The 23,881-nt window shown below is 72.5% G+C and carries 25 protein-coding genes; 8 read left to right on the top strand and 17 right to left on the bottom strand.

From position 1 onward, the window contains the following. Positions 1–15: 15 nt before the first annotated feature. From ACFWRO_RS18790 to ACFWRO_RS18780, 3 genes are all read right to left on the bottom strand, one after another. Entirely contained in the window at positions 16–510 is a 495-nt protein-coding gene (locus ACFWRO_RS18790; RefSeq protein ID WP_384511531.1) for a hypothetical protein, read from the bottom strand. 207 nt (positions 511–717) lie between these two features. Further along, complete coding sequence (locus ACFWRO_RS18785; protein ID WP_384511557.1) at positions 718–1,125, bottom strand: PaaI family thioesterase; 408 nt, start codon at positions 1,123–1,125, stop codon at positions 718–720. Between the two features lie 16 nt (positions 1,126–1,141). Further along, positions 1,142–1,717, bottom strand: coding sequence for a sigma-70 family RNA polymerase sigma factor (locus ACFWRO_RS18780; RefSeq protein WP_384511529.1), 576 nt, complete (start codon positions 1,715–1,717; stop codon positions 1,142–1,144). A 260-nt stretch (positions 1,718–1,977) separates the two neighbouring features. Between ACFWRO_RS18780 and ACFWRO_RS18775 the strand changes: the two genes are divergently transcribed. After that, positions 1,978–3,174 carry a CapA family protein gene (locus ACFWRO_RS18775; RefSeq protein WP_384511527.1) on the top strand — a complete coding sequence of 399 codons (1,197 nt, stop codon included), beginning with the start codon at positions 1,978–1,980 and terminating at the stop codon, positions 3,172–3,174. Between the two features lie 24 nt (positions 3,175–3,198). On the opposite strand, the gene ACFWRO_RS18770 is transcribed toward ACFWRO_RS18775, so the two are convergent. Then, positions 3,199–3,645: a universal stress protein gene (locus ACFWRO_RS18770; protein ID WP_384511525.1), complete on the bottom strand. Its 447-nt coding sequence runs from the start codon at positions 3,643–3,645 to the stop codon at positions 3,199–3,201. A gap of 106 nt (positions 3,646–3,751) precedes the next feature. On the opposite strand from ACFWRO_RS18770, the gene ACFWRO_RS18765 reads away from it, so the two are divergent. Beyond that, on the top strand, positions 3,752–4,621 hold the full coding sequence (locus tag ACFWRO_RS18765) for a polysaccharide deacetylase family protein (protein WP_384511523.1): 870 nt from the start codon (positions 3,752–3,754) through the stop codon (positions 4,619–4,621). 79 nt (positions 4,622–4,700) lie between these two features. Here ACFWRO_RS18765 and ACFWRO_RS18760 read toward each other — a convergent pair whose 3' ends face one another. The 4 genes from ACFWRO_RS18760 to ACFWRO_RS18745 all read right to left on the bottom strand — a co-directional run bounded on the left by ACFWRO_RS18760 (position 4,701) and on the right by ACFWRO_RS18745 (position 10,498). Then, positions 4,701–5,573: an Fpg/Nei family DNA glycosylase gene (locus ACFWRO_RS18760; RefSeq protein ID WP_384511521.1), complete on the bottom strand. Its 873-nt coding sequence runs from the start codon at positions 5,571–5,573 to the stop codon at positions 4,701–4,703. 37 nt (positions 5,574–5,610) lie between these two features. After that, a complete protein-coding gene (locus ACFWRO_RS18755) occupies positions 5,611–6,981 on the bottom strand; it encodes a wax ester/triacylglycerol synthase family O-acyltransferase (protein WP_384511519.1) in 1,371 nt (456 codons plus the stop codon). Positions 6,982–7,057: 76 nt separating this feature from the next. Beyond that, positions 7,058–9,163: a SpoIIE family protein phosphatase gene (locus ACFWRO_RS18750; protein WP_384511517.1), complete on the bottom strand. Its 2,106-nt coding sequence runs from the start codon at positions 9,161–9,163 to the stop codon at positions 7,058–7,060. A 249-nt stretch (positions 9,164–9,412) separates the two neighbouring features. Further along, on the bottom strand, positions 9,413–10,498 hold the full coding sequence (locus ACFWRO_RS18745) for a DUF6777 domain-containing protein (RefSeq protein WP_384511515.1): 1,086 nt from the start codon (positions 10,496–10,498) through the stop codon (positions 9,413–9,415). Between the two features lie 177 nt (positions 10,499–10,675). On the opposite strand from ACFWRO_RS18745, the gene ACFWRO_RS18740 reads away from it, so the two are divergent. The 3 genes from ACFWRO_RS18740 (at position 10,676) to ACFWRO_RS18730 (ending at position 12,988) form a co-directional block, all read left to right on the top strand. Then, positions 10,676–11,233 (top strand): DUF1990 family protein, encoded by a 558-nt coding sequence (locus ACFWRO_RS18740; RefSeq protein WP_384511513.1) that lies wholly within the window; start codon positions 10,676–10,678, stop codon positions 11,231–11,233. Between the two features lie 93 nt (positions 11,234–11,326). After that, positions 11,327–11,497: a hypothetical protein gene (locus ACFWRO_RS18735; protein WP_384511559.1), complete on the top strand. Its 171-nt coding sequence runs from the start codon at positions 11,327–11,329 to the stop codon at positions 11,495–11,497. A 33-nt stretch (positions 11,498–11,530) separates the two neighbouring features. After that, complete coding sequence (locus ACFWRO_RS18730; RefSeq protein WP_384511511.1) at positions 11,531–12,988, top strand: lipase maturation factor family protein; 1,458 nt, start codon at positions 11,531–11,533, stop codon at positions 12,986–12,988. A 31-nt stretch (positions 12,989–13,019) separates the two neighbouring features. Here ACFWRO_RS18730 and ACFWRO_RS18725 read toward each other — a convergent pair whose 3' ends face one another. From ACFWRO_RS18725 to ACFWRO_RS18715, 3 genes are all read right to left on the bottom strand, one after another. Then, on the bottom strand, positions 13,020–13,190 hold the full coding sequence (locus tag ACFWRO_RS18725) for a hypothetical protein (RefSeq protein ID WP_384511508.1): 171 nt from the start codon (positions 13,188–13,190) through the stop codon (positions 13,020–13,022). Positions 13,191–13,476: 286 nt separating this feature from the next. Beyond that, on the bottom strand, positions 13,477–14,952 hold the full coding sequence (locus tag ACFWRO_RS18720) for an SDR family NAD(P)-dependent oxidoreductase (RefSeq protein ID WP_384511505.1): 1,476 nt from the start codon (positions 14,950–14,952) through the stop codon (positions 13,477–13,479). Between the two features lie 45 nt (positions 14,953–14,997). Continuing rightward, entirely contained in the window at positions 14,998–15,735 is a 738-nt protein-coding gene (locus tag ACFWRO_RS18715) for an IucA/IucC family C-terminal-domain containing protein (RefSeq protein ID WP_384511555.1), read from the bottom strand. 287 nt (positions 15,736–16,022) lie between these two features. On the opposite strand from ACFWRO_RS18715, the gene ACFWRO_RS18710 reads away from it, so the two are divergent. Continuing rightward, complete coding sequence (locus ACFWRO_RS18710) at positions 16,023–17,033, top strand: DMT family transporter (RefSeq protein WP_384511502.1); 1,011 nt, start codon at positions 16,023–16,025, stop codon at positions 17,031–17,033. On the opposite strand, the gene ACFWRO_RS18705 is transcribed toward ACFWRO_RS18710, so the two are convergent. The 4 genes from ACFWRO_RS18705 to panD form a co-directional block, all read right to left on the bottom strand. Then, positions 16,914–18,233: a transglycosylase family protein gene (locus ACFWRO_RS18705; RefSeq protein ID WP_384511499.1), complete on the bottom strand. Its 1,320-nt coding sequence runs from the start codon at positions 18,231–18,233 to the stop codon at positions 16,914–16,916. The two genes, ACFWRO_RS18710 and ACFWRO_RS18705, sit on opposite strands and share 120 nt — an antisense overlap. A gap of 380 nt (positions 18,234–18,613) precedes the next feature. Next, positions 18,614–19,258: an arylsulfatase gene (locus tag ACFWRO_RS18700; protein ID WP_384511553.1), complete on the bottom strand. Its 645-nt coding sequence runs from the start codon at positions 19,256–19,258 to the stop codon at positions 18,614–18,616. After that, complete coding sequence (locus tag ACFWRO_RS18695; protein ID WP_384511497.1) at positions 19,255–19,599, bottom strand: GNAT family N-acetyltransferase; 345 nt, start codon at positions 19,597–19,599, stop codon at positions 19,255–19,257. Before ACFWRO_RS18695 ends, ACFWRO_RS18700 begins: the two co-directional genes overlap by 4 nt. Before the next feature lie 61 nt (positions 19,600–19,660). Beyond that, positions 19,661–20,086: an aspartate 1-decarboxylase gene (panD, locus tag ACFWRO_RS18690; protein WP_384511494.1), complete on the bottom strand. Its 426-nt coding sequence runs from the start codon at positions 20,084–20,086 to the stop codon at positions 19,661–19,663. A gap of 275 nt (positions 20,087–20,361) precedes the next feature. Here panD and ACFWRO_RS18685 point away from each other — a divergent pair, with 275 nt between their 5' ends. Then, complete coding sequence (locus ACFWRO_RS18685) at positions 20,362–20,736, top strand: peptidase inhibitor family I36 protein (protein ID WP_384511491.1); 375 nt, start codon at positions 20,362–20,364, stop codon at positions 20,734–20,736. 16 nt (positions 20,737–20,752) lie between these two features. Here ACFWRO_RS18685 and ACFWRO_RS18680 read toward each other — a convergent pair whose 3' ends face one another. Both ACFWRO_RS18680 and ACFWRO_RS18675 read right to left on the bottom strand, forming a co-directional pair. Continuing rightward, positions 20,753–22,297, bottom strand: coding sequence for a fused MFS/spermidine synthase (locus ACFWRO_RS18680; protein ID WP_384511488.1), 1,545 nt, complete (start codon positions 22,295–22,297; stop codon positions 20,753–20,755). Between the two features lie 62 nt (positions 22,298–22,359). Beyond that, positions 22,360–22,812: an Lrp/AsnC family transcriptional regulator gene (locus ACFWRO_RS18675; protein ID WP_384511485.1), complete on the bottom strand. Its 453-nt coding sequence runs from the start codon at positions 22,810–22,812 to the stop codon at positions 22,360–22,362. Between the two features lie 107 nt (positions 22,813–22,919). Here ACFWRO_RS18675 and ACFWRO_RS18670 point away from each other — a divergent pair, with 107 nt between their 5' ends. Then, positions 22,920–23,879 (top strand): SMP-30/gluconolactonase/LRE family protein, encoded by a 960-nt coding sequence (locus tag ACFWRO_RS18670; protein ID WP_384511482.1) that lies wholly within the window; start codon positions 22,920–22,922, stop codon positions 23,877–23,879. Positions 23,880–23,881 lie beyond the last annotated feature (2 nt).

The following is a 23,881-nucleotide window of genomic DNA, read 5'->3' as shown; positions in this document are numbered from 1 at the left end:
TCCTCCGATCCCCGATCAGTAGAGATGGAGGGCCAGATGGCCGAGCGGGAGCCCCAACTGCCAGGCGGGGACCCACACTTGGTCGCACTCGTCCACCGGGAGGCCGAAGCCAGCGGGCGGCAGGCCGCCCAGGTCGGCCGCCCGGATACTGGTCGACTCCAGGAGCCGCCAGGTCTCCCTGGCCATGGCGAGGTCCGGCCCGTCCTCGCCCGCGCGGGTCCGTTCGTCGAGCCGTGCCCGTACCCACTGCGGCCAGGGGTGGTCGTACGAGGTACGGGAGAGCCACTCGTCGAGCCGGCCCGCGGCACGGGCCCCGCCGTGGGCGTCCGGGCCCTCGCAGAGATGGATGGTGAGCGCGAGCGTCTGCCGGCCGGCCCGGTACTCCAGGGTGCCGGGCTCGACCAGGCAGCCCGCGCGCAGCAGATCGTCGGCTATGAACTCGGCACACAGCCACGCCATCGGGACGGCGAGTCCGCCCCCGCTGGTGCCGTTGGAACTCTCGGGCAGCAACGCTCCCACCTTCTCCCGGACATGTCGGTCGGCGATCCCGACCACGAGCCTCCACCGAGGAAGACGCGCGCGGGTCGCTCTTTACTCAACTCGCCGGTGTGGTTTCGGATACGTTCCTCCGCCGGATCGGTGCCCGTGCGCACCAAGGAGGAGCCGGGGGCTGCCGGGGCGGTCGGTGCGGAGGGAGGGAGGCGTGCCCGTGGTGGCTCAGCCGAGGAGCGCGTACACCGCCGTCGCGTGCGCGGCGGTCTCCTCCGTGCCCTCGGCCGTCATCGTGATGTCGGCGAAGGCCATCCGCTTGCCCGCCTTGGTCAGCCGCGCCCGCACCAGGACGTCCGTACCGAGCACCGGTCGCTGGAAGCTGATGGACTGCTGCACCGTCGTCATCGGGACGAAGCCGCCGCGGGCGGCCGCGACCGCGACCACGGTCGCCGTGTCGGCGGCGGCCATCAGCGCCTGGCCGGAGAGCCCGCCGCCCTCGCGGGCCAGCCGGTCCGACCAGGGGAGGCGGAGCACCGCCTCCTGACCGTCGACCGAGACCACGGAGAGCCCCAGATCGAGTACCCAGGGGGCGAAGTTGTCGGCGAGTACCTTGTCCGCGGCGGCGGGAGTCATGGTCGGCGTCACCGGATCATTGTGCGGCCGTGGCGTGCGGGCGGGCAACGGCGCGTCGGCGCGGCCGGTAGCCGGGCAGCCGGTGGCCGAGCTGGCGGAGCGCGTAGTGCGAGCGGGACTTGACCGTTCCGGCGGGTATGCCGAGGTCGGCCGCGGCCTCGTTGACGGTCAGGCCGTGGAAGTAGAGCCGGACGAGGACCGCACGGTGCTCCGGGCTCAGGCCGCGGACGGCGGCGCGGACGTCGAGGGCGGCGACCGCCGACTCGGTCGTGTCGGCCGGGTCGGGGGTGGAGGCGAGCATCCCGTCGCCCGTCTCGACCGGCCGGGCGAGACGCGAGCGGCGGGCGTCGATGGCGAGGCGCCGGGCCACGGTGAAGAGCCAGGGGCGCATCGAATCGAACGGCCCGTCGAAGGCCTCCGGGTGGAGCCAGGCCCGTACGAGCGTCTCCTGGGCCAGGTCCTCCGCGCGCTGCCGGTCGCCGTAGGTCAGGCCGAGCAGGAAGCCGAGGAGCGCCGGGCCGTGGTCCCGCTGAAGCTTCGCGAGGTGCCGCTCGTCCGTGGTCGCCGTTCTCGTCGCGGTCGCCGTCGTCATGGTCAACACCTCTCCTGCCGGCTCGTCGTCCCGGGGCGTATACGAACGCATGCGGGCGACAAGGGACAGGGAACGAACGAGGGCTTGCGACGAGCGGTCGCACCGAGCGGCGAATGGTGCGATGAGCGGTCGGGCGGAGGCTCTTCATCCGTTTCGGGGGGTTTACGGCCCGATGCGGCTTTGACTCTTGACTAGGGCATTCATCCCTTGTCCATTCATCAGGTCAGCTTTTTATCCTATGAATGAGGCGGAGCCGGTAGATGACCCAGCGTACGAGACAGGGGGCGGTCGCCTTCGTGGCAGTCCTGCTCACGGCGGCGACCGGGTGCGCGGGCGGCGCCGGGGGGCCCGACACCCCACCCGAACGCCAGGACCCGGGGAGCCCCGCGGCCCCGTCGGCCGCCCCCGGGGGCGCCTCCGCGCGGACCGGCTTCACGCTCGTCGCCTCCGGTGACGTCCTGCCGCACGACTCGATCATCCAGAAGGCCGCCGCCGACGCGAACGGCCAGGGGTACGACTTCCGCCCGATGCTCTCCGGGGTGAAGAGTGTCGTCTCCGGAGCCGATCTGGCCATCTGCCACATGGAGACCGTGTACGGAGCCGAGGGCGGGCCCTACACCGGCTACCCCGCCTTCAAGTCCCCGCCCGAGATCGCCCCCGCGCTCAAGGAGACCGGGTACGACTCCTGCTCCACCGCCTCCAACCACACCCTGGACGACGGCGCCGCCGGCCTCGTCCGGACGCTCGACGCCCTCGACAAGGCGGGCGTCAAGCACGCCGGTTCGGCCCGCACGGCCGAGGAGGCGGCCCGCCCCACGTTGCTCAAGGCGGGCGACGCGACCGTCGCCCAGCTCGCGTACACCTACGACACGAACGGCTACCCGATGCCCGAGGGGAAGCCCTGGGCCGTCAACCTGATCGACGAGGGGAAGATCGTCGCCGACGCCCGGGCCGCCCGCCGGGCCGGCGCGGACGTCGTCGTGGTCAGCATCCACTGGGGCACGGAGTGGCAGACCGCCCCCGACGACCGCCAGCTCACCCTCGCCCGCTCCCTCACCGCCTCGCAGACCGCCGGCAGACCGGACATCGACCTGATCCTCGGCACTCACGCGCACGTCCCGCAGGCGTACGAGAAGGTGAACGGCACCTGGGTGATCTACGGCATGGGCGACCAGATCGCCGGCGCCATGATCAACCACGCCGGCGCCCACGACCCCCGCGGCAACCAGTCCAGCCTGGGGCGCTTCACCTTCACCCCGCCCAAGACCCCCGGCGCGCGGTGGGAGGTCGCCAGGGCGGAGTTCCTCCCGCAGTGGTTCGACACCGGGCGCGGCCGGGTCGTCGACCTCAACGCGGCCATCGAGAAGGGCGAACCCCTCACCGCCGTACGCGACACCATCCGCGACGTCGTCCTCGAACGGGGCGCGGCGAAGGACGGCCTGGTGATGGGGGAGTAGTGCGCACAGCGATGCCGGAGCCGGTCACGGGACGACCGTGACCGGCCAGCGGCCCGCCTTGACCAGCCGGACCGCGACCGAGCCGACGAGGCGGTGGCCCGCCGACTCCGACGCGCCCACCACGACCGCGTCCGCCTTGAGCTCGTCCGCCGCCGACGCGAGCCCCGCGTACGCGTCGCCCCGGAAGGTGTGGAACTCCCAGCGCACCTGCCAGACGTCCCGTACCTTCTCCGCCGCCTCGCGGATCTCCGCCACCAGGCCCTCGGCGATCTCGTCCGTCGTCACGGCGACCGGCGCCCCGAGCGCCACGCCCGCGGCCATCACCGGCTGGACGTAGACGAGGGCCAGCAGGGCGTTCTGCCGCCGGGCGAGACCGGCCGCGTACGACGCGGCCCGCAGGGAGGAGTCGGAACCGTCGACTCCGGCGACGATCACCTTGGGGCCGTCCGTACCGCGTTCGAATGCCGTCACCCTTCGAGGCTATCGGCTCATCGGGTGCATTCGGACGTCCGGTCGGTGTGGGTGTAGGCGTGCGGGCCTTCGGCCATGCGAGCTATTGGTCATGAAAAAGGATCAGATGCCTACCGGGCGCCGGACGGTCCTGCGTTTCGCCGCCGCCCTGGGGGCCACCGCCACGGTCGGAGTCCTCACCGCCGACCGCTTCGGCGCCCCGCCGGGCGCCCCGCCCGCCACCGTCCCGGATGCCGCCGGCGGGCCCGCCCCCGGAGCACCCGTCGTCGGCGGCCCCGCCCCGGGCGCACCCGCGAGCGCCCGGCTGAAGCCCTCGGCGTACCGGCTCCAGCCGATGACGGCGTACGCGCCCCCGGCCTTCCGCCGGGCGGTCCCGCCCGTCCGGCAGCGGCCGTTCCTCCATCTGTCCGACGTCGGCCGCTCGATGGTGCTGACCTTCGACGACGGCCCCGACCCCCGCTACACACCGGAGATCCTCGCCACCCTGCGGCGCTACGGCTGCCGGGCGATGTTCTTCGTCTGCGGCGAGATGGCGGCCGTCAACCAGGACCTGGTACGGGAGATGGCCGCGGACGGGCACGTGGTCGGCAACCACTCCTGGTCGCATCCGCTCATCCCGAAGCTGAAGCCCTCCCGCATCCGCGAGGAACTCGGCTCCACCAGCGATCTCGTCGAGTCCGTCCTCGGCTCCGCCCCGCTCTGGTACCGCGCCCCCTTCGGGGCCTGGAACCGGCACTCCTTCGAGATCGGCGCCGAGCTGGGCATGGAGCCGCTCGCCTGGACCGTCGACACCCTCGACTGGGAGGAACCGGGCACCGACAGCATCGTGAGCCGGGTCCTGAACGGGGCGGCGCCCGGGGTGATCGTGCTCTCGCACGACGCGGGCGGAAACCGCTCGCAGAGCGTCACGGCCCTGAAGCGCTACCTCCCCGAACTCCTCGACGCCGGCTACACGATGACCGTCCCCCGGCGCTGAGCGGACCCCGCGCGTGCGGAAGGCCCCCGGTCACCGAGTCCGGGGGCCTTACCGGCGTCGTGGCCTCGAGCCGCTCCAGCTACTTGAGGAACTTGGAAAGTCTTCTGTCGGCCAGTGGCTTGCCGCCGGTCTGGCACGTCGGGCAGTACTGGAGGGAGGAGTCGTGGAAGGACACCTCGCGGATGGTGTCGCCGCAGACCGGGCAGGGTTCGCCGGTGCGGCCGTGGACGCGCAGGCCGCTCTTCTTCTCGGCCTTGAGCTTGCCCGCCGCCAGGCCGTGGGAGCGTTCGACCGCCTCGCGCAGGGTGGTGCGCATGGCCTCGTAGAGAAGGGCGGTCTCGGACTCGGTCAGGTTCTGGGTCGGTTTGAAGGGGGACGTCTTCGCCGCGTGGAGGATCTCGTCGCTGTACGCGTTGCCAATGCCGGCGATCAGGCTCTGGTCGCGCAGGGCGCCCTTGATCTGCCGCCGCTCGCCGGCGAGCAGGGCGGTGAAGGCGGCCAGGTCGAAGTCCTCGGCGAGCGGGTCGGGGCCGAGGCGGGCGACGCCGGGGACCTCCTGCGGGTCGCGGACCAGGTGGACGGCGAGGCGTTTGGTGGTGCCGGCCTCGGTGAGGTCGAAGCCGTCGCCGCCGGTGAGCGCGGTCCGCAGGGCGAGCGGTCCCTTGCCGGGGCGCGGCGGGCCCGAAGGCAGCGGGTCCTTCCACTGGAGCCAGCCCGCGCGAGCCAGATGGACCAGGAGGTGCAGCCGGCCCGCCGGTCCCTCGGTGGCCAGGTCGAGGAACTTGCCGTGCCGGGCGACACCGGTGACGGTGGCGCCCTCGACGGCGCTCAGGGGCGGGTCGTACGTCTTGAGCACGCTGATCGCGACGGGCAGCGCGCGGGCGATCTCCTTGCCCACGAGATGCTCGTCCAGGAACGCGCGGAGCGCTTCCACCTCGGGCAGTTCGGGCATGGCACCACCCTGCCTCAGCCGTCGTCGGGGCGCGCGCTCAGCCGGCCGCCCCGTCGAGGAGGTCGAGTTCGTCGGCGAGGGCGGCGGCCAGCGCGTCGAGGTCGGGGACGGCCTTGCCGTCGGCGACCAGGCCGATGTGGACCCGGCCGCCGTACGGGGACATGGCGACGGCGAGGGCCTGGCCCCGGGCGAGCGGGGCCATCGGGAAGAGGGTGCGCAGCGGGGCGCCGCCGAGAGAGAGGGCCGAGCGGGGCAGCGGCACGTTGGTGACCAGGACGTCGAAGAGGAGCCGGGCGGCGCCCCCGGCCAGCGGGGCGCCGAAGCGGTGGGCGAGCGGGGGCAGTTGGTCGGCGAGGACGGCGACGGCTCCGGCGCCCCGCAGCGGCCCGTCGGCCTTGTTGCGGTCCATGTCCCGGCGTACGGCGGCGAGCCGGGCGGCGGGGTCGGGCTCGGTGACGGGGAGGGCAAGGAGGTACGCCGAGAGGCTGTTGCCGGTCCCCGCAGGGGCGCCGGGGCGCCGCCGGGAGACGGGGACCAGGGCGCGCGGGTCGACGCCGGGCAGGGGCTCGCCGCGCCCGTCGAGCCAGCGGCGCAGGGCCCCGGCGACGACGGCGAGCAGGACGTCGTTGGCGGTGCCGCCCGAGTCGCGGCGGACCCGGTGGACGCGGTCGAGGTCGAGCACGGCCGTGGCGACCCGGCGGGTCCCGCTGGAGTCGGCGGCGAGGGCGGCCGTCGCGGGCGCGTCGAGCCGGCCGGCCCGGGCGACGGAGGCGCCGACCACGGAGGCCCCGACCTCGACGGCCCTGCCGAGGTCGCCGATCCGCTCGCGGGCGGCGCCCATGATGCGGCCGGGGCCGGGGAGCCAGGAGCGCGGCGGTACGGAGCGGGTCCAGCGGCCGCCCGCCGCGCGGCCCGCCCGGCGGGTGACGGCGGCGATCTCGTCGAAGATCCCGGCGCCGATGGCGACGGCCCGCATGCCGTCGGCGAGGGCGTGGTGGAGCTTGACGAGAACGGCGAACGAGCCGTCGGGAGCGCCGGTGAGCAGGTACATCTCCCAGGGCGGCAGCCCTCGTTCGACCGGCCGTTCCATGAGTTCCCCGGCCAGCCGGGCGGTCTCGGCGCCGAAGTCGGCGCCGGGCAGCGCGATCTCCCGTACGTGCCGTCGTACGTCGAACTGCTTGTCCGTGCTCCAGGCGGCGCCGCCGACGGGCAGCAGGACGTCGCGGACCCGCATCCGCAGCCGGGGAATGGCGGCGGCGCGGCTGCCGAGCAGCTCCAGGACGGCGGACGGGTCGCCGTCGGCGGGGAGGGGGCCGAAGTGGGCGAGGGCGCCCAGGTGCATGGGGTGGTCGTTGGACTCGAGGTGCCAGAAGGCCAGGTCGAGAGGTGCCAGTAGCTCGCTGCTCAAAGGGTCCCCATCAACGGGTGTGGCGCGGGAATCGGGTGGCCGGAAACCGCAGTCAATCGCGTACGGTCGGTTACGGTCAAGTACGATCTGTATACGCGGGGTTAATATTGAACTCGCACCAGACGCACTTGCCGCTGCCGCGCGACTCGACGCCCCACACGTCCGAGAGCATGTCCACGAGCATCAGGCCGCGGCCCGAGACGCCCGCCTCCCCCGCCTCCCGGCGGCGCGGCAGGGCGCTGGAGCGGTCCTCGACCTCCACCCGCAGCCGCCGTTCCGGGCCCGCCAGCATCCGCAGGGTCACGATCGCCCCGCCGTCGGTGTGCATCAGCGCGTTGGTGATCATCTCGTCGGCGACCAGCTCGATCTCGTCGGAGCGCTCCCCCGCGCCCCAGGCCCGGACGGCGGCCCGGATCATGTGCCGCGCCGAGCTGAGCGCCTCCGGGTCGCTCTGCGCCACGTGCTGCTGGAGCCGGCCGCCGGACTGCGGGAAGTACTCCCCCTGCCGCCTGAGCAGCAGGATCGCCACGTCGTCCTCGCCGCCCCGCTCGTCCACGACCTCGCAGAGGTGGTCGGCGAGCTGCTGGAGGTCGCGCGGCCCGCCCCGTACGAGCGAGGAGAGCCGGCGCAGCCCGTCGTCGAGATCCGAGCCCGGCTTCTCCACAAGACCGTCGGTGTACAGCAGCAGGGTCTGCCCCGGGGACAGCTCCAGGGTGGTCGCCGGGTAGTCGAGGGGGCCGAACTCGGCCGACAGGCCGAGCGGAAGCCCTCCGTCCACCGGCAGGCGGCGGCAGCTGCCGTCGGTGTCCTGGAGCAGCGGGTCGACATGGCCGGCGCGGACCACGTGCAGGGCGCCGGTCGTGAGGTCGGCCTCGACGTAGGTGCAGGTGGCGAAGCGCTCGGTGTCGAGTTCGTGCAGGAAGACGGAGGCCCGGGCCATGACCGTGGCGGGGCTGTGCCCCTCGGCGGCGTAGGCGCGCAGCACGATGCGCAGCTGCCCCATGACGGCCGCCGCGTGGGTGTCGTGGCCCTGGACGTCGCCGATGACGGCGCCGACCCGGCCGCCGGGCAGCGGGATGATGTCGTACCAGTCGCCGCCGATGTCCCGGCCGAGGCGGGCGGAGCGGTACCGGACGGCTATCTGGGCGCCGGGCACGTCCGGGATGCGGCGCGGCAGCATCGCCTGCTGGAGCCCCTCGGCGAGGTCGTGGTCCTGCTCGAAGAGCATGGCGCGCTTCAGGCTCTGCGCGATGCTGCTGCCGAGCGCGACCAGCAGATTGCGCTCGTCGGCGCTGAAGCCGGTCCGGTCGCTGTAGAGCAGCCCGAGCGCGCCGATCGGCCGGGCCTGGGCGATCAGCGGGAGATAGGCCGCCGAGGTGATGCCGAGGCCGCTGATGTGGGGCCACAGGATCGGGTACGACTCGGCGAAGTCCTTCGGCGACTCGATGAACCGGGGCGTGAGGGTCCGGATCACCTCGCCCATCGGGTACGGCTCGTCCACCCGGGTGAATCGCGTGCCGGGGACGAAGGCTCCCTGGGGTCCCTCCGCGACGAGGTGGATCCTGCCCCCCTCCAGGAGCCCCATGACCAGGCTGGTCGCGCCGAAGTACTCCAGGCCGTGCGAGTCGTTCAGGAGGTCGATGATGTCCTGGACGGTCCGGGCGTGGGCGAGGGCCGCGGTGGTGCTCTCCACGACGCTGGTGCGCGCGCGCCTGCCCTCGTCCAGGCCGAGCCGGGCGGCCTGCTCGGTGACCTCCTCCGAGGCGTCCCTGACGATGCCGACGATACGGACGGGCCGGCCGGTGTCGTCCCGCTCGATCTGGCCCTCGGTGTGCGTCCAGCGCGGTGTGCCGTCGCGCATCCGGACGCGGAAGTACGCGCCGTAGTGGTCGCTGCCGTCCTTCAGCGCGTGGCTGACCAGCGTGTCGAGCTGGCGGCCCTCGTCGGGCGTGACGCGCGAGTTGAGGGTGGTGGGGTCGCCGTCGTACTCGTCGGGGCGCATGTCGAAGACCCGCAGGGCGCCCTCGTCCATGACCATGACGCCGGTGAGCAGGTCCCAGTCGAAGCTGCCCATCCGGAACGCCCGGCCGTAGTCCCGGAGGAAGCAGCACGTCAGACCCCCGGGGCCCGACTCACAGCGGCAGGGCACCACCGCTTCGCCTCCCCCGCTTCCCGCGCTCATGTGGCCACGCTAGGCGCAGCCCCGTCGGAGCGCACGGCGGAGATCATCCCTCGGGCGCTCAGGGCCTCTCATTCGGATCATGCCGGGCTCGCGGGCCCTGGCACGCACTCCCCCGAGCTCTTCGAGCAGGGGGACCCCCACGCCGCGTTGTCGTCGGTCGCCAACGCTCCGCGTTGACTCCCTCCTCCGCCTTGCGATCGCACGCACCAGACCCCGCTCCCTGATCCGGCCTGATCCAAACGAAAGGCCCTAGCCCTCGAAGGTCTCCGGCTGCTGGGGAGCCGGGTCGCTCGGGAACAGGTCCTCGAAGGAGGGGCCGTCCGGCTCGGGCACCGTCTCGGGGTCCGGTTCGGTCTCCGGCTGGGGCTCGACGGGCGGTTCCGTGGCGGGCGGCTCGCTCCAGGGGCTGGCGCTCTCCGGGGGCGCGGGCGAGGCGGGGTCTCCGGGGGCCGTCGGGTCGCGCGGCGGGGACGGTACGGACGGGGAGGGTACGGGGGCGGGCGTGGCGGTGAGGTCGCAGTCGGCGGGGGCGCAGGGCGGGGTCTGGGCCGGGCGGGTGTCCTGCTTGCCGTCGGTGCCGGTCTTCCGCTCGATCCAGGTGTTGTCGACGACGTTCACGATGACCAGGCTGGTGACGACCGTGGTCGTCGGCCTGATGATCACGACACGGTCGGGGTGGTAGCCGTCCCAGGGTCGTCCCTTGTCGGCGGCCCCCTGGACGGCGGCCGGTGAGCGCAGCGGGTTCCCGCAGGCGCAGCGGACGCGGGGCGTGCCGTACTGGTCGACGAGGACCGCCGTACCGGCCTGGAGGACGGACTGGAACGCGGTGGGGCCGCCGTCGCGGTAGCCGTGGCCGGTGACGCGGGTGTCGGTGCGCAGGACGACGGGGGTGAGCTCGCGCAGCCAGCCGGCGAGGGAGGTCTCGGGGATGCCGGCCGCCTCGGCGAACGCGCGGGCCTTGGCCCGGTCCTCGGCGAAGAAGGCGACCTGCTGTTCGACGTCGCAGCTCGGTACGGAGTGGGTGCCGCCGTAGAGCCCGGGGGTGGAGCCGGTGATCTCGCGGACCGTCCCGCCGGTGGCGGTGGGCGCGGGGGTGCCGGGGCGGGAGGCAGGCGTGGCCGTGGAGGGAGTGAACGGGTCCGGGCCCGGGGCGGCGACCGGCTGGAGGAAGACCTCCTGGGCGGCCGTGGCGGTGGACCGGTCCGCGCCGTTGCCGCCGCCTCGGTCGACCGACGAGCAGCCCGCGAGCACCAGCGCCGTCGCCAGCACCGCGGCGGCGAGCGTGGTGCGTGCGGTGACGTGGGGCAGTGGTGACCGGCGTGTGGCTGAGCGCACCTGGTTCTCCCGCCTCTTTCCACCCCCGAGACATTCCTTCATGTCTGTCGCACCGCGCGTACGCCCGCAAGCCAGGCGGGTCCGACCGGGCGAGAAAGCGACTTGAACACGTTCAAGGAAGGCCCTACCCTCAGAACACAGTCGGTTTGAACACGTTCAAGCGGAGGAATCGCCCCCATGGCCCGTCTGATCCGCGACCTCGCCACACACCCCGCCACGCCCGCCGCCCCGGCGTCCCTCAACTACCGCGAGGTCGGCGCCACCGCGCGCGACTTCCTCCCCGGCGGCTACCAGCACCTCCACCACATGGTCCGCGTCGGCCACGGCCGGGACGACTTCGAGACCGCCGGGGCCGCCGTCACGACCTGGCGGATGCACCGCGCCTCGGGCGCCCGGGTGCGCACCGAGGCCGTCCGCGCCGCACCGGGCGCCTTCGTCGAGGTCTCGCTCGGCCTCGGCCCGGTCCGCTTCACCGCACCGTGCGAGGTGATCTGGACGGCGTACGAGCGGGACCGCGTCGGTTTCGCGTACGGCACGCGCGCGGGGCACCCCGAGAGCGGCGAGGAGTCCTTCGTCGTCGACCTCCACCCCGACCGCACGGTCTGGTTCACCGTGACCGCCTTCAGCCGCCCCGCCGCCTGGTACACGCGCCTCGCGGGACCGCTCGCCCCGGCCGCCCAGCGCGCCTACGCACGCCGCCTCGGCCGGACGCTGCGCCGCGTCGTCGCGGGATGACGGCCGGGGTGACGGCCGGGGACGGCGGCGCCCCGGATCACGCCCGGGGTTACGCTCCTTCTATAGGCAAACGTTCCCACCCGGGAGGCGGCCGTGAGCCAGTCCCAGTACGACATGTACAGCACTCCCTCGCAGGCCGAGGGAGAGCGGCAGGAAGAGGACATGGACGCGCTGCAGCGGGACCACCGGCACCCCGCGACCGAGCGCACCACACCGTCGCAGGCCGAAGGCCAGCGGGCACTCGAAGAGGACGAGAAGGCCTGACGCCCGGCCCGGACGGAGCCGACACCGGCAGCGATGGAGTGGTTCAGCGCACCTGACTACTGGCTGAGCCGGATCGTCTTCCAGCGCGGGCTCGCCGGGCTCTACCTCGTGGCCTTCCTCTCGGCCGCGCTCCAGTTCCGGGCCCTGATCGGCGAGCGCGGCATGCTCCCCGTACCGGAGTATCTGCGCCGGGTGGAGCCGCGCCGGGCCCCGAGCCTCTTCCACTGGCACTACTCGGACCGGCTCTTCTCGGCGGTCTCGTGGAGCGGCGCCGCGCTCGCCCTCGCCCTGGTGGCGGGCGCGGGGGACGCGGTGCCGCTGGCCGTCTCGATGCTGTGGTGGGCGGTCCTCTGGGCGCTGTACCTGTCGATCGTCAACGTCGGTCAGACCTGGTACGGATTCGGCTGGGAGTCGCTCCTCCTGGAGGCCGGTTTCCTCGCGGTCTTCCTCGGCAACGACGACACCGCGCCGCCCGTCCTCGTCCTGTGGCTGCTGCGCTGGCTGCTCTTCCGCGTCGAGTTCGGCGCCGGGCTCATCAAGATCCGCGGTGACCGCTGCTGGCGGAACCTGACCTGCCTCTACTTCCATCACGAGACCCAGCCGATGCCCGGGCCGCTCAGCTGGTTCTTCCACCATCTGCCGCGCCCGCTGCACCGGGTCGAGGTGGCGGCCAACCACGTCGTCCAACTCCTCGTCCCGGTCCTGCTGTTCACCCCTCAGCCGGTGGCGACGGCGGCCGCCGGGCTGATGGTGGCGACCCAGCTCTGGCTGGTGCTCTCCGGGAACTTCGCCTGGCTGAACTGGCTGACGATCGTCCTGGCGCTCTCGGCGATGGACGGCTCGCTCGTGGTGGGCGAGCACCCGCAGCCCGACCCGCCGCTCTGGTTCGTGGTCGTGGTCGTCGCCGTGACGGCCCTGGTCCTGTTCCGCAGCTACCGTCCGGCCCGCAACCTGCTCTCCCGGCGGCAGGCGATGAACCGCTCGTACGACCCCTTCCACCTGGTCAACTCGTACGGCGCGTTCGGCACAGTTGGCCGGATCCGGGACGAGATCGTCGTCGAGGGCACCGATGACCCGATCCCCCGGCCGGACACGGTGTGGAAGGAGTACGGCTTCAAGGGCAAGCCTGGCGATCCGCGCCGGCTGCCGCGCCAGTTCGCCCCGTACCATCTGCGGCTCGACTGGCTGATGTGGTTCGCGGCCCTCTCCCCCGCGTACGCCCGCGACTGGTTCGGGCCCTTCGTCGAGCGGCTGCTCGACGGGGACCGGGACACCCTGCGGCTGCTGCGCCACAACCCCTTCCCCGACGCGCCCCCCGCCCTCGTCCGGGCCCGTGTCTACCGCTACCGCTACACGACCTGGCGCGAGCTGCGGGAGACGGGGGCGTGGTGGCATCGCACGCTGGTACGGGAGTACCTGCCGCCGGTCGGGCTCGGGGCCCCCGGACACACCCGTGCCCCCGGGCGCGGGGGCGGCCGGGGGCACGGGTGAAGCGGTACGACTCGGTCGGTACCTGAGCGGGTCAGTCGATACCCGGCAGGATGTGGGGCTCCGCGAGGTCGTCCTCGTAGCCCGCCAGCCGGATCGGGGCCGCGTGGGCCCAGACATCCAGGCTTCCCAGCTCACCGGAGCGGTGGGGCCGCTCCGGACGTTCGGCCGGTGGTTGTTCCTGCTTCGTCAGATCTGGTGTCACCGCGCACTCCCTTGTGTCGCGTACCAATAAGGACATGGCCGTTCGGTCGCGGTGGCGCCGTTCTGCGGGCGGGACCGCGGCCTTGGTTGCAGGCCAGTCCCCAGGCCGTCCGTGAGGGTTTTGTGAAACCCCGGTGGCCGACCGTGGACATCACACTAACCAAATGAGCGCGCCAGCGCTCTATGGGGCCCGGAAGTGTGACGCGATCGAGTGAATTCCGGACACCAGAGCCATGGAAACCGGGAGAACTGGGGGGCGGGAGGGGCAGGGGTGACGGGCAGGGTGACTACCAGTTGCCGGGCTTGTAGTCCTTGAGGAAGCAGCCGTAGAGGTCCTCGCCCGCCTCGCCGCGCACGACCGGGTCGTAGACGCGGGCGGCGCCGTCGACCAGGTCGAGCGGGGCGTGGAAGCCCTCCTCGGCCAGGCGCAGCTTGTCGAAGTGCGGACGCTCGTCGGTGATCCAGCCGGTGTCGACCGAGGTCATGAGGATGCCGTCGGTCTGGAACATCTCCTGGGCGCTGGTCCGCGTCACCATGTTCATCGCCGCCTTCGCGGCGTTGGTGTTCGGGTGCCCCGCGCCCTTGTAGCCGCGACCGAAGACGCCCTCCATCGCCGACACGTTGACGATGTACGCGCGCCCGCTGACCGCCTTCTTGGCGGCGTCGGCCATCACCGGGCGCAGCGCGCTGATGAGGATGAACGGCGAGGTGTAGTTGCACAGCTGGGTCTCCAGCAGCTCCACCGGGGAGATCTGCTCGATGGTCTGCACCCAGGTGTTGCTCTCGACCACGTCCGGGACGAGCCCGCCCGCGTCGATGGCGCTGCCGTCGCGGTGGCGCTCGACGCTCGCGTTGCCCGCGACGAGCGCGAGGTCGGCGACCTTCTGCGCGTCCAGGCCGCTCACGCCGACGGGCAGCGCGGCGAGACCGTCGACCGCGCCGGAGTTGAAGGCACCGATGACGTGGTGCGCGGGCAGCTCACCGGCGGGCAGCGGGGCGCTCTCGCCCTCGACGAGCGCGGCGTACGCGGAGGGCAGCCGGCGGACGGTCTGCGTCGCGTTGTTGATCAGGATGTCCAGCGGGCCGCGCTCGGCGACCTGCTCGGCCAGGGCGACCGCCTGCGCGGGGTCGCGCAGGTCGATGCCGACGACCTCCAGACGGTGCATCCAGTCCGCCGAGTCCTCCATGGCCTTGAAGCGGCGGATGGCGTCCTTGGGGAAGCGGGTGGTGATCGTGGTGTGGGCGCCGTCGCGCAGCAGCCGCAGCGCGATGTACATGCCGATCTTGGCCCGGCCGCCGGTGAGCAGCGCGTGCTTGCCGGTGAGGTCCGTGCGGGCGTCCCGGCGCATCCGGTTCTCGGCGGCGCACGGCTGGCAGAGCTGGTGGTAGAAGTAGTCGACCTCGACGTACCGGGTCTTGCAGACGTAGCAGGACCGGGGGCGCTGGAGTATCCCGGCGATCCTCCCGGCCTCGGTGACCGACGAGGGCAGCAGGCCCTCGGTCTCGTCGTCGATGCGCTGCGCGGAGCCGGTGGCGGTCGACTCGGTGACGGCCTTGTCGTTGGCGGTCTTCGCGGCCCGGCGATCCTGGCGGCGGCGCTGCTTCACCGTGCGGTAGATGCCGGCGGTGGCGCGCCGGACGGCGATCGCGTCGGGGTGGTCGACGTCCAGCTTGTCGAGCTCCTCGAGGACGGCCATGCAGACGGCCAGGCGATCGGGGTCGATACCCGGCCCGTACCCCTGGGTTTCTTCGGTCACCGTCATGGCCTCTGCCGTTCCTCGATCGCCGGTCATTCCAAAAGAAGAACTTTACGGAGACTTGGGCCCTGTCTCCAAACCCGTGGGCCGTGCTCGGGCGGGCGGGTGGTCGAAGACACAGTCCCCGCAGAGGCCCCCGGTGGGGCAGCGGTAGTAGAGGCAGCAGCTGGTACGCCGGAGGGCGGGGCCCTCGACGGTGCGGGCGAGATCGGGGTGGGCGAAGAGCCCGGAGACGAGCTCGGCGGCGCGGGCGGCGACCTCGGGCCGGCCCTGCGCGCGGGCCCAGCGGGTGAGCTCGCGCAGCGCCCCGGCGAGGGCGGAGCCGGCGTTCCCCCAGAGCAGCCGGGGCGAGATCCGCCCGTCGCGGCGGAACGCCTCGTGCAGCGGGACGAGGTGCGCGAGCTGGACGGCCTCGCGCAGGTCGGCCACGGTGGCGGGGCGGGTGGCCGTGCCCGCCCACCACAGGTCGTCGGGCGAGGTCAGCGCGGAGTCCCAGGACAGGTCGGCCGGGTCGAGGTCGGGGAAGCGGCCGAAGAGCGCGGCGGGTCCGAGCGCGATCGACCAGAGCCGGGCCGCGAGTCCGAGGTGCGCGATGGAGGCGGCGACCCGTCGCTCGGGGGCGCCGAGGCGGTCGCCGACCCGGTCGACGCGGGCGGTGAGGGGGACGAGGTCCGGCCCGCTCTCCGCCGCGTAGAGGCGCGCGAGCGGCACGTGCGCGCCGGGCGTATCGGGTGCGGCCGTCCGCAGAGCGAAGAAACCGCCCACGGACCCGCTCTCGACGAGATCCACTGCTTCAGCCTCCACCCGCTCGACCGTGATCACCGTAGCGCTCCGGGGAGCGGGCCAATGTGGCCCGGAGAAGGCGGCGACTGGCTCGGGATGGGACGTACGTTCGGGCGCGATCATGGCCGCCCGCTTCGACCCGGATACCGGAAAAGTTCGTATTGCACCCCTGCTGACCTGCGCAGTCGTACATCTCCAGGCGTACGGCACGGGCCCGTACTGCGCCGGTAGTACGGCCGAAGGCGTCCCCAGGTCTGACGACGTGAACGCTCGGAAGAGAGATCGTTGTAGGTATGAGCCCCCTCCTCCTGTCCGTGCTCCTGTCACTGGTCTCGGCGGTCGCCTACGCGGCCGCGGCGATCGTGCAGGAGCGGGTCGCGGCCTCCGCCGCCGGTCTCACGTACGCGCCGATGCGCAGCCCGGCCTGGTGGGGGTCCGTGCTGCTCAACGGTCTCGGGGCGGCGCTGCACGTGGCCGCGCTCGCCTACGGCCCGCTCAGTGTGGTCCAGCCACTGGGCGCCCTCACCATCGTCTTCGCGCTGCCGATGGCGGCGCTCTTCGTCGGCCGCAAGGCGGGCCGCACGGCCTGGCGGGGCGCGTTGATGGCCACCGTGGGTCTCGCCGGGCTGCTCAGCCTGACGGCCGGCAGCGACGGGCAGTCCCTGGCGGACGCGGAGCGCTGGCTGCTCGCCGCGGGGACGTTCGGCCTGGTGGCCGTGCTCTTCACGGCGGCGCACCTGGTGGGCCGCTCGGTGCTGCGCGGCATCGTCCTGGCGGCAGCGGCGGGCGTCGCGTTCGGGATCGCCTCGGTCTTCACCAAGACCGTGGCCGAGGAGTGGACAGCGAGCGCCCCGCTCGCCCAGTGGCCGAGCCTGCTGGTCCTCTCGGCCCTCGCCGTGACCGGACTCCTGCTCTCCCAGGCCTCGTACCGGGGCGCCGGGCTCGCAGCGCCGCTGGCGACGGTCACGGTCGTCAACCCGGTGGTGGCCGCGACGGTCGGCCTCACCCTGTTCGGCGAGACCTTCCGCTACGGCGCGGCCGGCACCGTCGCGGCGCTGATCTGCGGCGCGGTGGCGGCGCTCGGCATCGTCCAGCTCACGATGGAGCGGCTCACGGGTGCGTCCGACTCCCTGTCGGTGTCAGAGACGTCGATGTCGGATACGTCGGTGTCAGATACGTCGGTCTCAGATCGAGACACCCCGGGCACGCAGGTAGGCGAGGGGGTCGATGTCGGACCCGTACCCGGGACCCGTGCGCACCTCGAAGTGGAGGTGCGGCCCCGAGCTGTTGCCGGTCGATCCTGAACGGGCGATGCGCTGCCCGCCGTTGACCCGCTGCCCCTCACGCACGGTGAGCGCGGAGAGGTGCGCGTACTGGCTGTAGCGCCCGTCGTCGTGCCGGATGACGATCTCGTAGCCGTACGCCCCGCCCCACCCGGCGGAGACCACCTTTCCGGGGGCGACGGCCTTGACGGACGTACCGGTGGGAACCGGGAAGTCGACGCCGGTGTGGTAGCCGCTGGACCAGGAGGAACCGGAGACGCGGTAGCGGGTGCCGATGGAGGCGGAGACGGGGGCGGCGAAGCTCTCGGAGCGGGTCTCGGGCTTGGCGGCGGGCTTCGAGACGGGCTTGGTCTTGGCGACGGGCGCCTTGGTGGCGGGCGGCTTCGTGGAGGGCGCCTTCGTGACGGGGGCCTTCGTCGCCGGGGCCTTGGTGGCGGGCGGCTTCGTCGCCGGGGGCTTCGTGGCGGCGGGAGGCTTGGTGGCGGCCGGGGGCTTGGTGGCGGCCGGCGGCTTCGTCTTGGGGGTGGTCGTGCCCGGAGCGGTCTGCCCGGGGGCGGCCGGCTTCTTCGGGGCGGGGGCGGTGATCCGGAGGGTCAGCTTCTGGCCCGGGAGGATCAGGTCTGGGTCCTCGCCGACGACTTTGCGGTTCGCCTCGTACAGCCGCTGCCAGCCGCCCTTGACCCGCTCCTCGCGGGCTATGCGGGAGAGCGAGTCCCCCGGGGTGACCGTGTACATCTCGCGGACCTGCGGCACGGTGGTCGGGGTCGCGCGGTCGGCCGGAGTCTGTGGGGCGGGGGCGGACCGCTGCCGGGGCAGGGAGGCGGGGGCGGTGCCCGTGTTCCCCTGCTGGGTGAGCCCGGCGCGCGGGGAGCAGGTCGGCCAGGCTTCCGGGCCCTGCCCCTTGAGGACCTTCTCCGCGATGGCGATCTGCTGGTCCTTGGAGGCGAGGTCGGCGCGCGGTGCGTAGTCCCTACCGCCGTACTGCTCCCAGGTGGACTGGCTGAACTGGAGCCCGCCGAAGTAGCCGTTGCCGGTGTTGATGCGCCAGTTGGAGGAGGACTCGCAGGCCGCGACCTTCTCCCACACGTCGAGGGAGGCGGCTTGGGCCGCCCCGGCGGCGACGAGCGGGAGCGCGATGCCGGCGCCGCCCGCCGTAACGGTGAGCGAGGCGCGGTTGATCCGGCTCGGCTGGTACCGGCGGTGTCGTCCCCGTAAGGCCATGGCCCCCCCCTTGAGCGCGTCCGCTGAACGCATCAGCAGTCGCCCAAGGTAGGGGAAGGTCACAGCCCGTGACAAGGGTTCAGGGCGCGTTCGAGCTGTGTTCAGCGCCCTGCGGGCCCGGGTTCGGGCTGGGGTTCGGGCTCCGGGAGAGGCGCGGGGCCCGGCGGCTCGGGGACCGGGTTGGGCGGCGGTACGGGAGGGGGCTCGGGCACCGGGGCCGGTGGGGAGGGGGGCGGGCCGGGCGTCGGGATCGGCGCGGGCGGCACGGGGTCGGGGAACGGGTGGGTCATGGCGGTGTCGGGCCTCTCGGTCGACGACGGGGCCGTACGGCTACGGCTCCAGGCTCTCCCGGAGCGTCTGCCCGCGCCCGCCGGGCCCATTCATCCGTGGCGGCGCACCGCGTTCGCGGCAGCGGCCGCCAGTCCGAGGCGGGGGCTGGAGAGGACAGGGAGCGGGGTGGTGGTGCGGTCGGCGGCGTCGGTCATCGACGCCTGGGCCAGGACGATCACACCGCCGTCGGTGGGGTCGACGCGGTCGACCGTGGCAGCGACGGCGTCCAGGTATCCGTCGTGGTCGCAGGCGAGGAAGCGGTCCCAGGCGCCGTCCACGAGCAGGGTGGTGATGCTCGGGGTCCGGTCGCCCGCCTCGTCCCGGAGCAGGTCGAGCGTGGGCGCCAGGGTGGACTCGACGGCCGCGACGACCACGATCCGGTCGGCACGGACGGCCTCGGCGGCCATCGGCCGGTCGACCCGGAGGACGGGCACGCCCAGTTCGGCGGCGTGGCGTTCGGCGACGCCGCCGAGGGTGGAGCAGGTGCAGAGGACGGCCGCGGCGCCGTCGGCGACGGCCTCGGCGAGGACGTCACGAACGGCGCCGGCCACGGCTTCCGGCGCCTCGGCCCGTGCCCGTACGAGCAGTTGCTCGGCGACGACGTGCCGCAGGTCGAGGCCGGGGTGGTGGCGGTCGCGGAGCCCGTCGAAGACGGGCACGTGGACCGGGGAGGTGTGCAGGAGGGCGAGGGTCACCACAGCTCGGGGGTGGCCTTGAGCTGGGCCTTGGCCGCGCGGACGACGTCCTCGGGCGGGACGGGGGCCTCGTCGGGGTGCTTCTCGGCCCACTTGGCGGCGTAGGGGCAGAGGGGCACGACGGGGACGCCCGCGCGGGCGGCGATGGCGTAGAACTCCCGTACGAGGGACCCGGCGATGCCCTTGCCCTCGTTGCCCTCCTCGACGACGGTGTGCACGGCCACGAGGGCGTGGGGTTCGGCGTCCAGGACGAAGTAGACGACGACACCGACGTACCGGCCGTCCTCGAACGCCTCCAGGCGCCCCTTCTCCCGGTCGTCGCGAATCTCAAGGTCGGCCATGCGGAACGTCTCCCTGTGTACGGTCAGTCGATCGGTCGGGTCGGTCGATCGGTCGAGTCGGTCAGGCGCGTGCGGCCACGGTGTGCGGACCGCGCCGGGTGTCGCTCCCGGGCACGGGCGCGGAGGCGTCGTCCCCGAGTTCGATGATCCGGTTGTCCGCGTCCACATGCACGACACGCGGCACGAGCGCCCGCGCCTCGGCGTCCTCGACCTGGGCGTAACTGATGAGAATCACCAGGTCCCCGGGGTGCACCAGATGCGCGGCGGCCCCATTGATCCCGATCACGCCGGAGCCCCGCTCCCCCTCGATGACGTACGTCTCGAGCCGGGCGCCGTTGTCGATGTCGACGATGTGCACCAACTCCCCGGGCAGCAGATCGGCCGCCTCCATGAGCTCGGCGTCGACGGTCACGGAACCGACGTAGTGCAGATCGGCCTGGGTGACGGTGGCACGGTGGATCTTGGACTTCATCAGAGTGCGCAGCACTTTTAGACTCCTGGAAGACGGCTCCCCGCCGGCTTTTTGCAGGTCAGGGGCGGCCTTCACTGTACATCGGGACACCTTCGAATCGAAGACCCTCCCGAGCATCGTGCACCGGCGGCCGGCCGCTCGTTTCCTCGGCGAGCCGCCGCGTCGATCACCTTCTCCACGGCACGAGTTCGCTACCGTACGTGACGGTGCGCGGGCCTCGCCCGGCGCCTGCCCGCGGCCGTGGAGAGCGCCGTGCACCGGATCGCCTCGCACCGAACATTGGAGCTCTCATGCGCGTCAGGAAACTTCTGATCACACTGGTCACGACGGCGGTCGCGATGTCCGCCGCCACGGTCGCCCATGCTTCCGGACTGCCGTCGGCACCGAGGGCGGAATGCCCGGCGGGCCACATCTGCCTGTGGGAAGGCGCGGACTTCCAGGGCTTCCAGTGGGGCGGCGAGGCCGAGCCGAACGAGGAGCCGAACGGCTGTGTCGACTTCACCGAGAAGTCGCCCGGATCGGTCATCAACAACTCCGGCCGGGCGTACTACGTGTTCCGGGAGGGCACGTGCACGAACCCGGGTCGCTCGATGGACCTTCCCCTGGGGGAGTCTCCACGGTTCCCGTGGCGAGTCGGCTCGGTCTCGTGGTGCCGAGGCTGCTGACCCGCGCCGCCGCGCCTCACGAGGTGCTCTGTGGCCTGTAGGGCTGGAGGAGCTGGTCGACGGGTGCGTGGTCGTCGGTGAGCTGTCGAGCATCACCGACCCAGGAGGTGAGGTCGTCGCCGGTGGCGATCTTCCAGCCGGTCCGCCGGGCGTCCAACCCTTCCTGGGTCGCGCGCAGGTCGACCGGTCGGTCGGAGGCGAGCACGATCAGATTGCCGCCCTTGGAGGTGGCGGTCGGATCGAGGCCGATGTCCGCGGGTTCGCCGACGAGGGCGACGTGCTCGAAGGTCGCGCTGAGGGTGGCCACTTCGGCCCGCGCGAAGGCCAGAGCGCCGTGATCGATGAGGTTGGCGACGTACAGCCCGTCTGCGTCGAGGACCCGCCGTACCTCAGCCATCGCTTCCACGGTGGTGAGGTGCCACGGCACGCTGACGCCCCCGAAGGCGTCGCCGACGACGAGGTCACGGCTCGCGGCGTCCAGTCGCCGCAAGCCGAGCCTGCCGTCCTCGACGCGTACGTCGATGCCGGCTTGAGACTTCAGCCCCAGGTCGTCGCGGTCGATGCCCACGACCCCGCCGTCGATCTCGGACACGAGGCTGTGCGTTCCGGGCCGCGTTGCCGCGAGGTACCGGGGAAAGGTGAGGCCACCGCCGCCCACGTGGTGGGCCGAGAGCGGCTCGCTCGCCGGGAACGCGGCATCGACCACGGCGGCGATGGCGCGCACGTACTCGAACTCCAGGTGGGTCGGGTCGTCGATGTCGACGTAGGAATGCAGCACGCCGTCCAGAACGAGTGTCCGGCCGCTGCTCCGGTCGGGGTCCGCGACGACCCGTGCGCAGTGGTACCTGGTCTCCGTGTCACAGCCACCGGGCGCGACCGTGGTGGCGAGGCCGCCGGCCACGACCGCGAGGGCCAGGGCAGACGTGCCCTTCCAGCCGCGCGTTCGCCACTCGACCAGCGCCGCGCCCACGACGAGGATCGATCCCAGGCCGATCAGGATGCCACTGACCGGCAACCGCGCAACGAGGACGAAGCCGGTGAGAACCGTACCGACGATGGCGCCGAGGGTGCCGACGCCGGACAGTCGACCGACGACCGTCCCCGTCTGAGCGAGGCTGGTCAGCCGCAACTTGGTCACGCTCGGCGTCACCGCCGAGAGAAGCCCGCCGGGTACGACGATGGTCAGCATCGCGGTCAACAGGAGCAGCTCTGGTGACCACTCCGCGGTGGTGCGCAGCGCGGCGGGGGTGAGCGCGACGACCACGCCCGACACCCCGAGCGCGGGGCCGATGAGCCTGCGCGGATCGTACTGGTCGGCGAAGCGCCCACCCAGCCAGGAGCCGACGGCGATGGCGGTGAGGGCGAAACCGATCACCAAGGTGCTGGTCTCGAGAGTGAGGCCGAGGTAGGGAGCCAGGAGTCGCAGAGCGACGATCTCCACGACCAGGACCGCGGCCGACGACCCGAACACGATTACGGCGGCGGTACGGGGTCCCATGCCATGGGCGCGAGGGGTGTCATCGGCGACGGGCTCGGAGGTCAGTTCAGTCACGGGCGACATCCTGGCACAGGGATCAACTGCGGTTTCTCCAGGACAAGATGGATCGCCCCGCGCGTTCGGGGTCACCCCTGGTCGGCGACGAGTGGCGAGAGCGGCCGTTCGAAGAAGGTCTCCAGGACCACGGTGGCCTGCGTTCCGCTGACCCCGTCGATGGCGTAGATCCGGCGCAGCACATCCTGCAGTTGCCCGGTCGTCGCGGTCCGGACCTTCACCAGGACCGAGGCGCTCCCGGCGATGATGTGCGCCTCCAGGACCTCGGGGAGCGCGGCGAAGCCCTGCGCCGAATCCCCCATCCAGGACGTCGAGTCGACCATCACGTAGGCAAGGACGGCGCTGCCGACGGCAGCCGGGTCCACATCGACGGTGGTACGCCGGATCGCGCCTCGCTCGCGCAGCTTCCGTACCCGCTCGTGGGCGGCGCCGGCAGACAGGCCGACGGCCTGGCCCAGTGCGGCGTAGGACTGGGTGGCGTCCTGTTGGAGCTGCTCCAGCAGTGCCCGATCTATGTGATCCACAACTCTCCATTCGGATTCAACTGGCCAGGACAGTATCTCATCTTGCAACATGCCACTGAGGCCGATTCATGTTCGGCATGTGGCAGGTTTCGTGAGGAGTGGACTCCATGAGCGGCGAGCGCCCCGGGCTGTACGAGATGCTGGACGACCGGTTCCGCGCGGGGAGATGCATGAACGGTGATGACGCGCTGGAGGTCCTGTTCACCGGCTGCCGTTGGGCGGAGGGACCGGTCTACGTGCCGGCCTGGCGCCAGCTCGTCTGGAGCGACATCCCCAACGACCGGATGCTGCGGTGGGACGAGGAGACCGGCGCGGTCAGCCTCTTCCGCCGATCCGCCGGGTACACCAACGGCAACACCCTAGACCGCGAGGGCCGGCTGATCACCTGTGAGCAGGGCCGTCGCAGGGTGACCCGGACCGAGCACGACGGCACCCTCACCGTGCTGGCCGACCGGTGGCAGGGCAAGCGGCTGAACAGCCCGAACGACGCGACCGTGAAGTCCGACGGTTCGATCTGGTTCTCCGATCCGGACTTCGGGATCACCAGCGACTACGAGGGATACCGCGCGCAGAGTGAGATCGGCGCCAACAACGTCTACCGGATCGACCCGGCCACGGGCGAGGTGCGGCTGGTCGCGGACTGCTTCGGCGCGCCGAACGGCCTGGTCTTCTCCGCCGACGAGCGGCAGCTCTTCGTCTCCGACACCGGGGCGGGCGTCATCCGGGTCTTCGACGTACGCGACGACGGCACCCTGTCCGACGGCGAGGTCTTCGCCGAAGCGAGCGCCCGCGAGAAGGCCCGCTTCGACAACCTCCGCTTCGACGACGGCGGTCGGCTCTGGGTCGCCGCGATGGACGACGGCGTGCACTGCTACGACCCCGACGGCACCCTGATCGGCCGGCTCGATGTCCCCGAGACGGTCGCGAACATCTCCTGGGGCGGTGCCAAGCGCAACCGTCTCTTCATCACCGCGGAGACCAGCCTGTACTCGGTGGTCATGGGCAACACCGGCACCCACCCGACCGGACCGGGACACCGGCCCTGGTTGGACGTGGCGTCCAGCTGACC

The sequence above is a fragment of the Streptomyces sp. NPDC058579 genome (assembly GCF_042718575.1).
GTDB lineage: Bacteria > Actinomycetota > Actinomycetes > Streptomycetales > Streptomycetaceae > Streptomyces.
The sequence above is the reverse complement of the archived record's forward strand: the minus strand, read 5'-3'. Positions and strand labels throughout refer to the sequence as shown.

Coding starts and splice junctions, on each gene's coding strand:
- ACFWRO_RS18695 (WP_384511497.1), bottom strand. CDS start 19,599: ATGGCCGACCTTGAGATTCGCGACGACCGGGAGAAGGGGCGCCTGGAG.
- ACFWRO_RS18750 (WP_384511517.1), bottom strand. CDS start 9,163: ATGAGCGCGGGAAGCGGGGGAGGCGAAGCGGTGGTGCCCTGCCGCTGT.
- ACFWRO_RS18705 (WP_384511499.1), bottom strand. CDS start 18,233: ATGGCCTTACGGGGACGACACCGCCGGTACCAGCCGAGCCGGATCAAC.
- ACFWRO_RS18780 (WP_384511529.1), bottom strand. CDS start 1,717: ATGACGACGGCGACCGCGACGAGAACGGCGACCACGGACGAGCGGCAC.
- ACFWRO_RS18670 (WP_384511482.1), top strand. CDS start 22,920: ATGAGCGGCGAGCGCCCCGGGCTGTACGAGATGCTGGACGACCGGTTC.
- ACFWRO_RS18740 (WP_384511513.1), top strand. CDS start 10,676: ATGGCCCGTCTGATCCGCGACCTCGCCACACACCCCGCCACGCCCGCC.
- ACFWRO_RS18720 (WP_384511505.1), bottom strand. CDS start 14,952: ATGACGGTGACCGAAGAAACCCAGGGGTACGGGCCGGGTATCGACCCC.
- ACFWRO_RS18765 (WP_384511523.1), top strand. CDS start 3,752: ATGCCTACCGGGCGCCGGACGGTCCTGCGTTTCGCCGCCGCCCTGGGG.
- ACFWRO_RS18730 (WP_384511511.1), top strand. CDS start 11,531: ATGGAGTGGTTCAGCGCACCTGACTACTGGCTGAGCCGGATCGTCTTC.
- ACFWRO_RS18710 (WP_384511502.1), top strand. CDS start 16,023: ATGAGCCCCCTCCTCCTGTCCGTGCTCCTGTCACTGGTCTCGGCGGTC.
- ACFWRO_RS18775 (WP_384511527.1), top strand. CDS start 1,978: ATGACCCAGCGTACGAGACAGGGGGCGGTCGCCTTCGTGGCAGTCCTG.
- ACFWRO_RS18680 (WP_384511488.1), bottom strand. CDS start 22,297: ATGTCGCCCGTGACTGAACTGACCTCCGAGCCCGTCGCCGATGACACC.
- ACFWRO_RS18785 (WP_384511557.1), bottom strand. CDS start 1,125: ATGACTCCCGCCGCCGCGGACAAGGTACTCGCCGACAACTTCGCCCCC.
- ACFWRO_RS18685 (WP_384511491.1), top strand. CDS start 20,362: ATGCGCGTCAGGAAACTTCTGATCACACTGGTCACGACGGCGGTCGCG.
- ACFWRO_RS18760 (WP_384511521.1), bottom strand. CDS start 5,573: ATGCCCGAACTGCCCGAGGTGGAAGCGCTCCGCGCGTTCCTGGACGAG.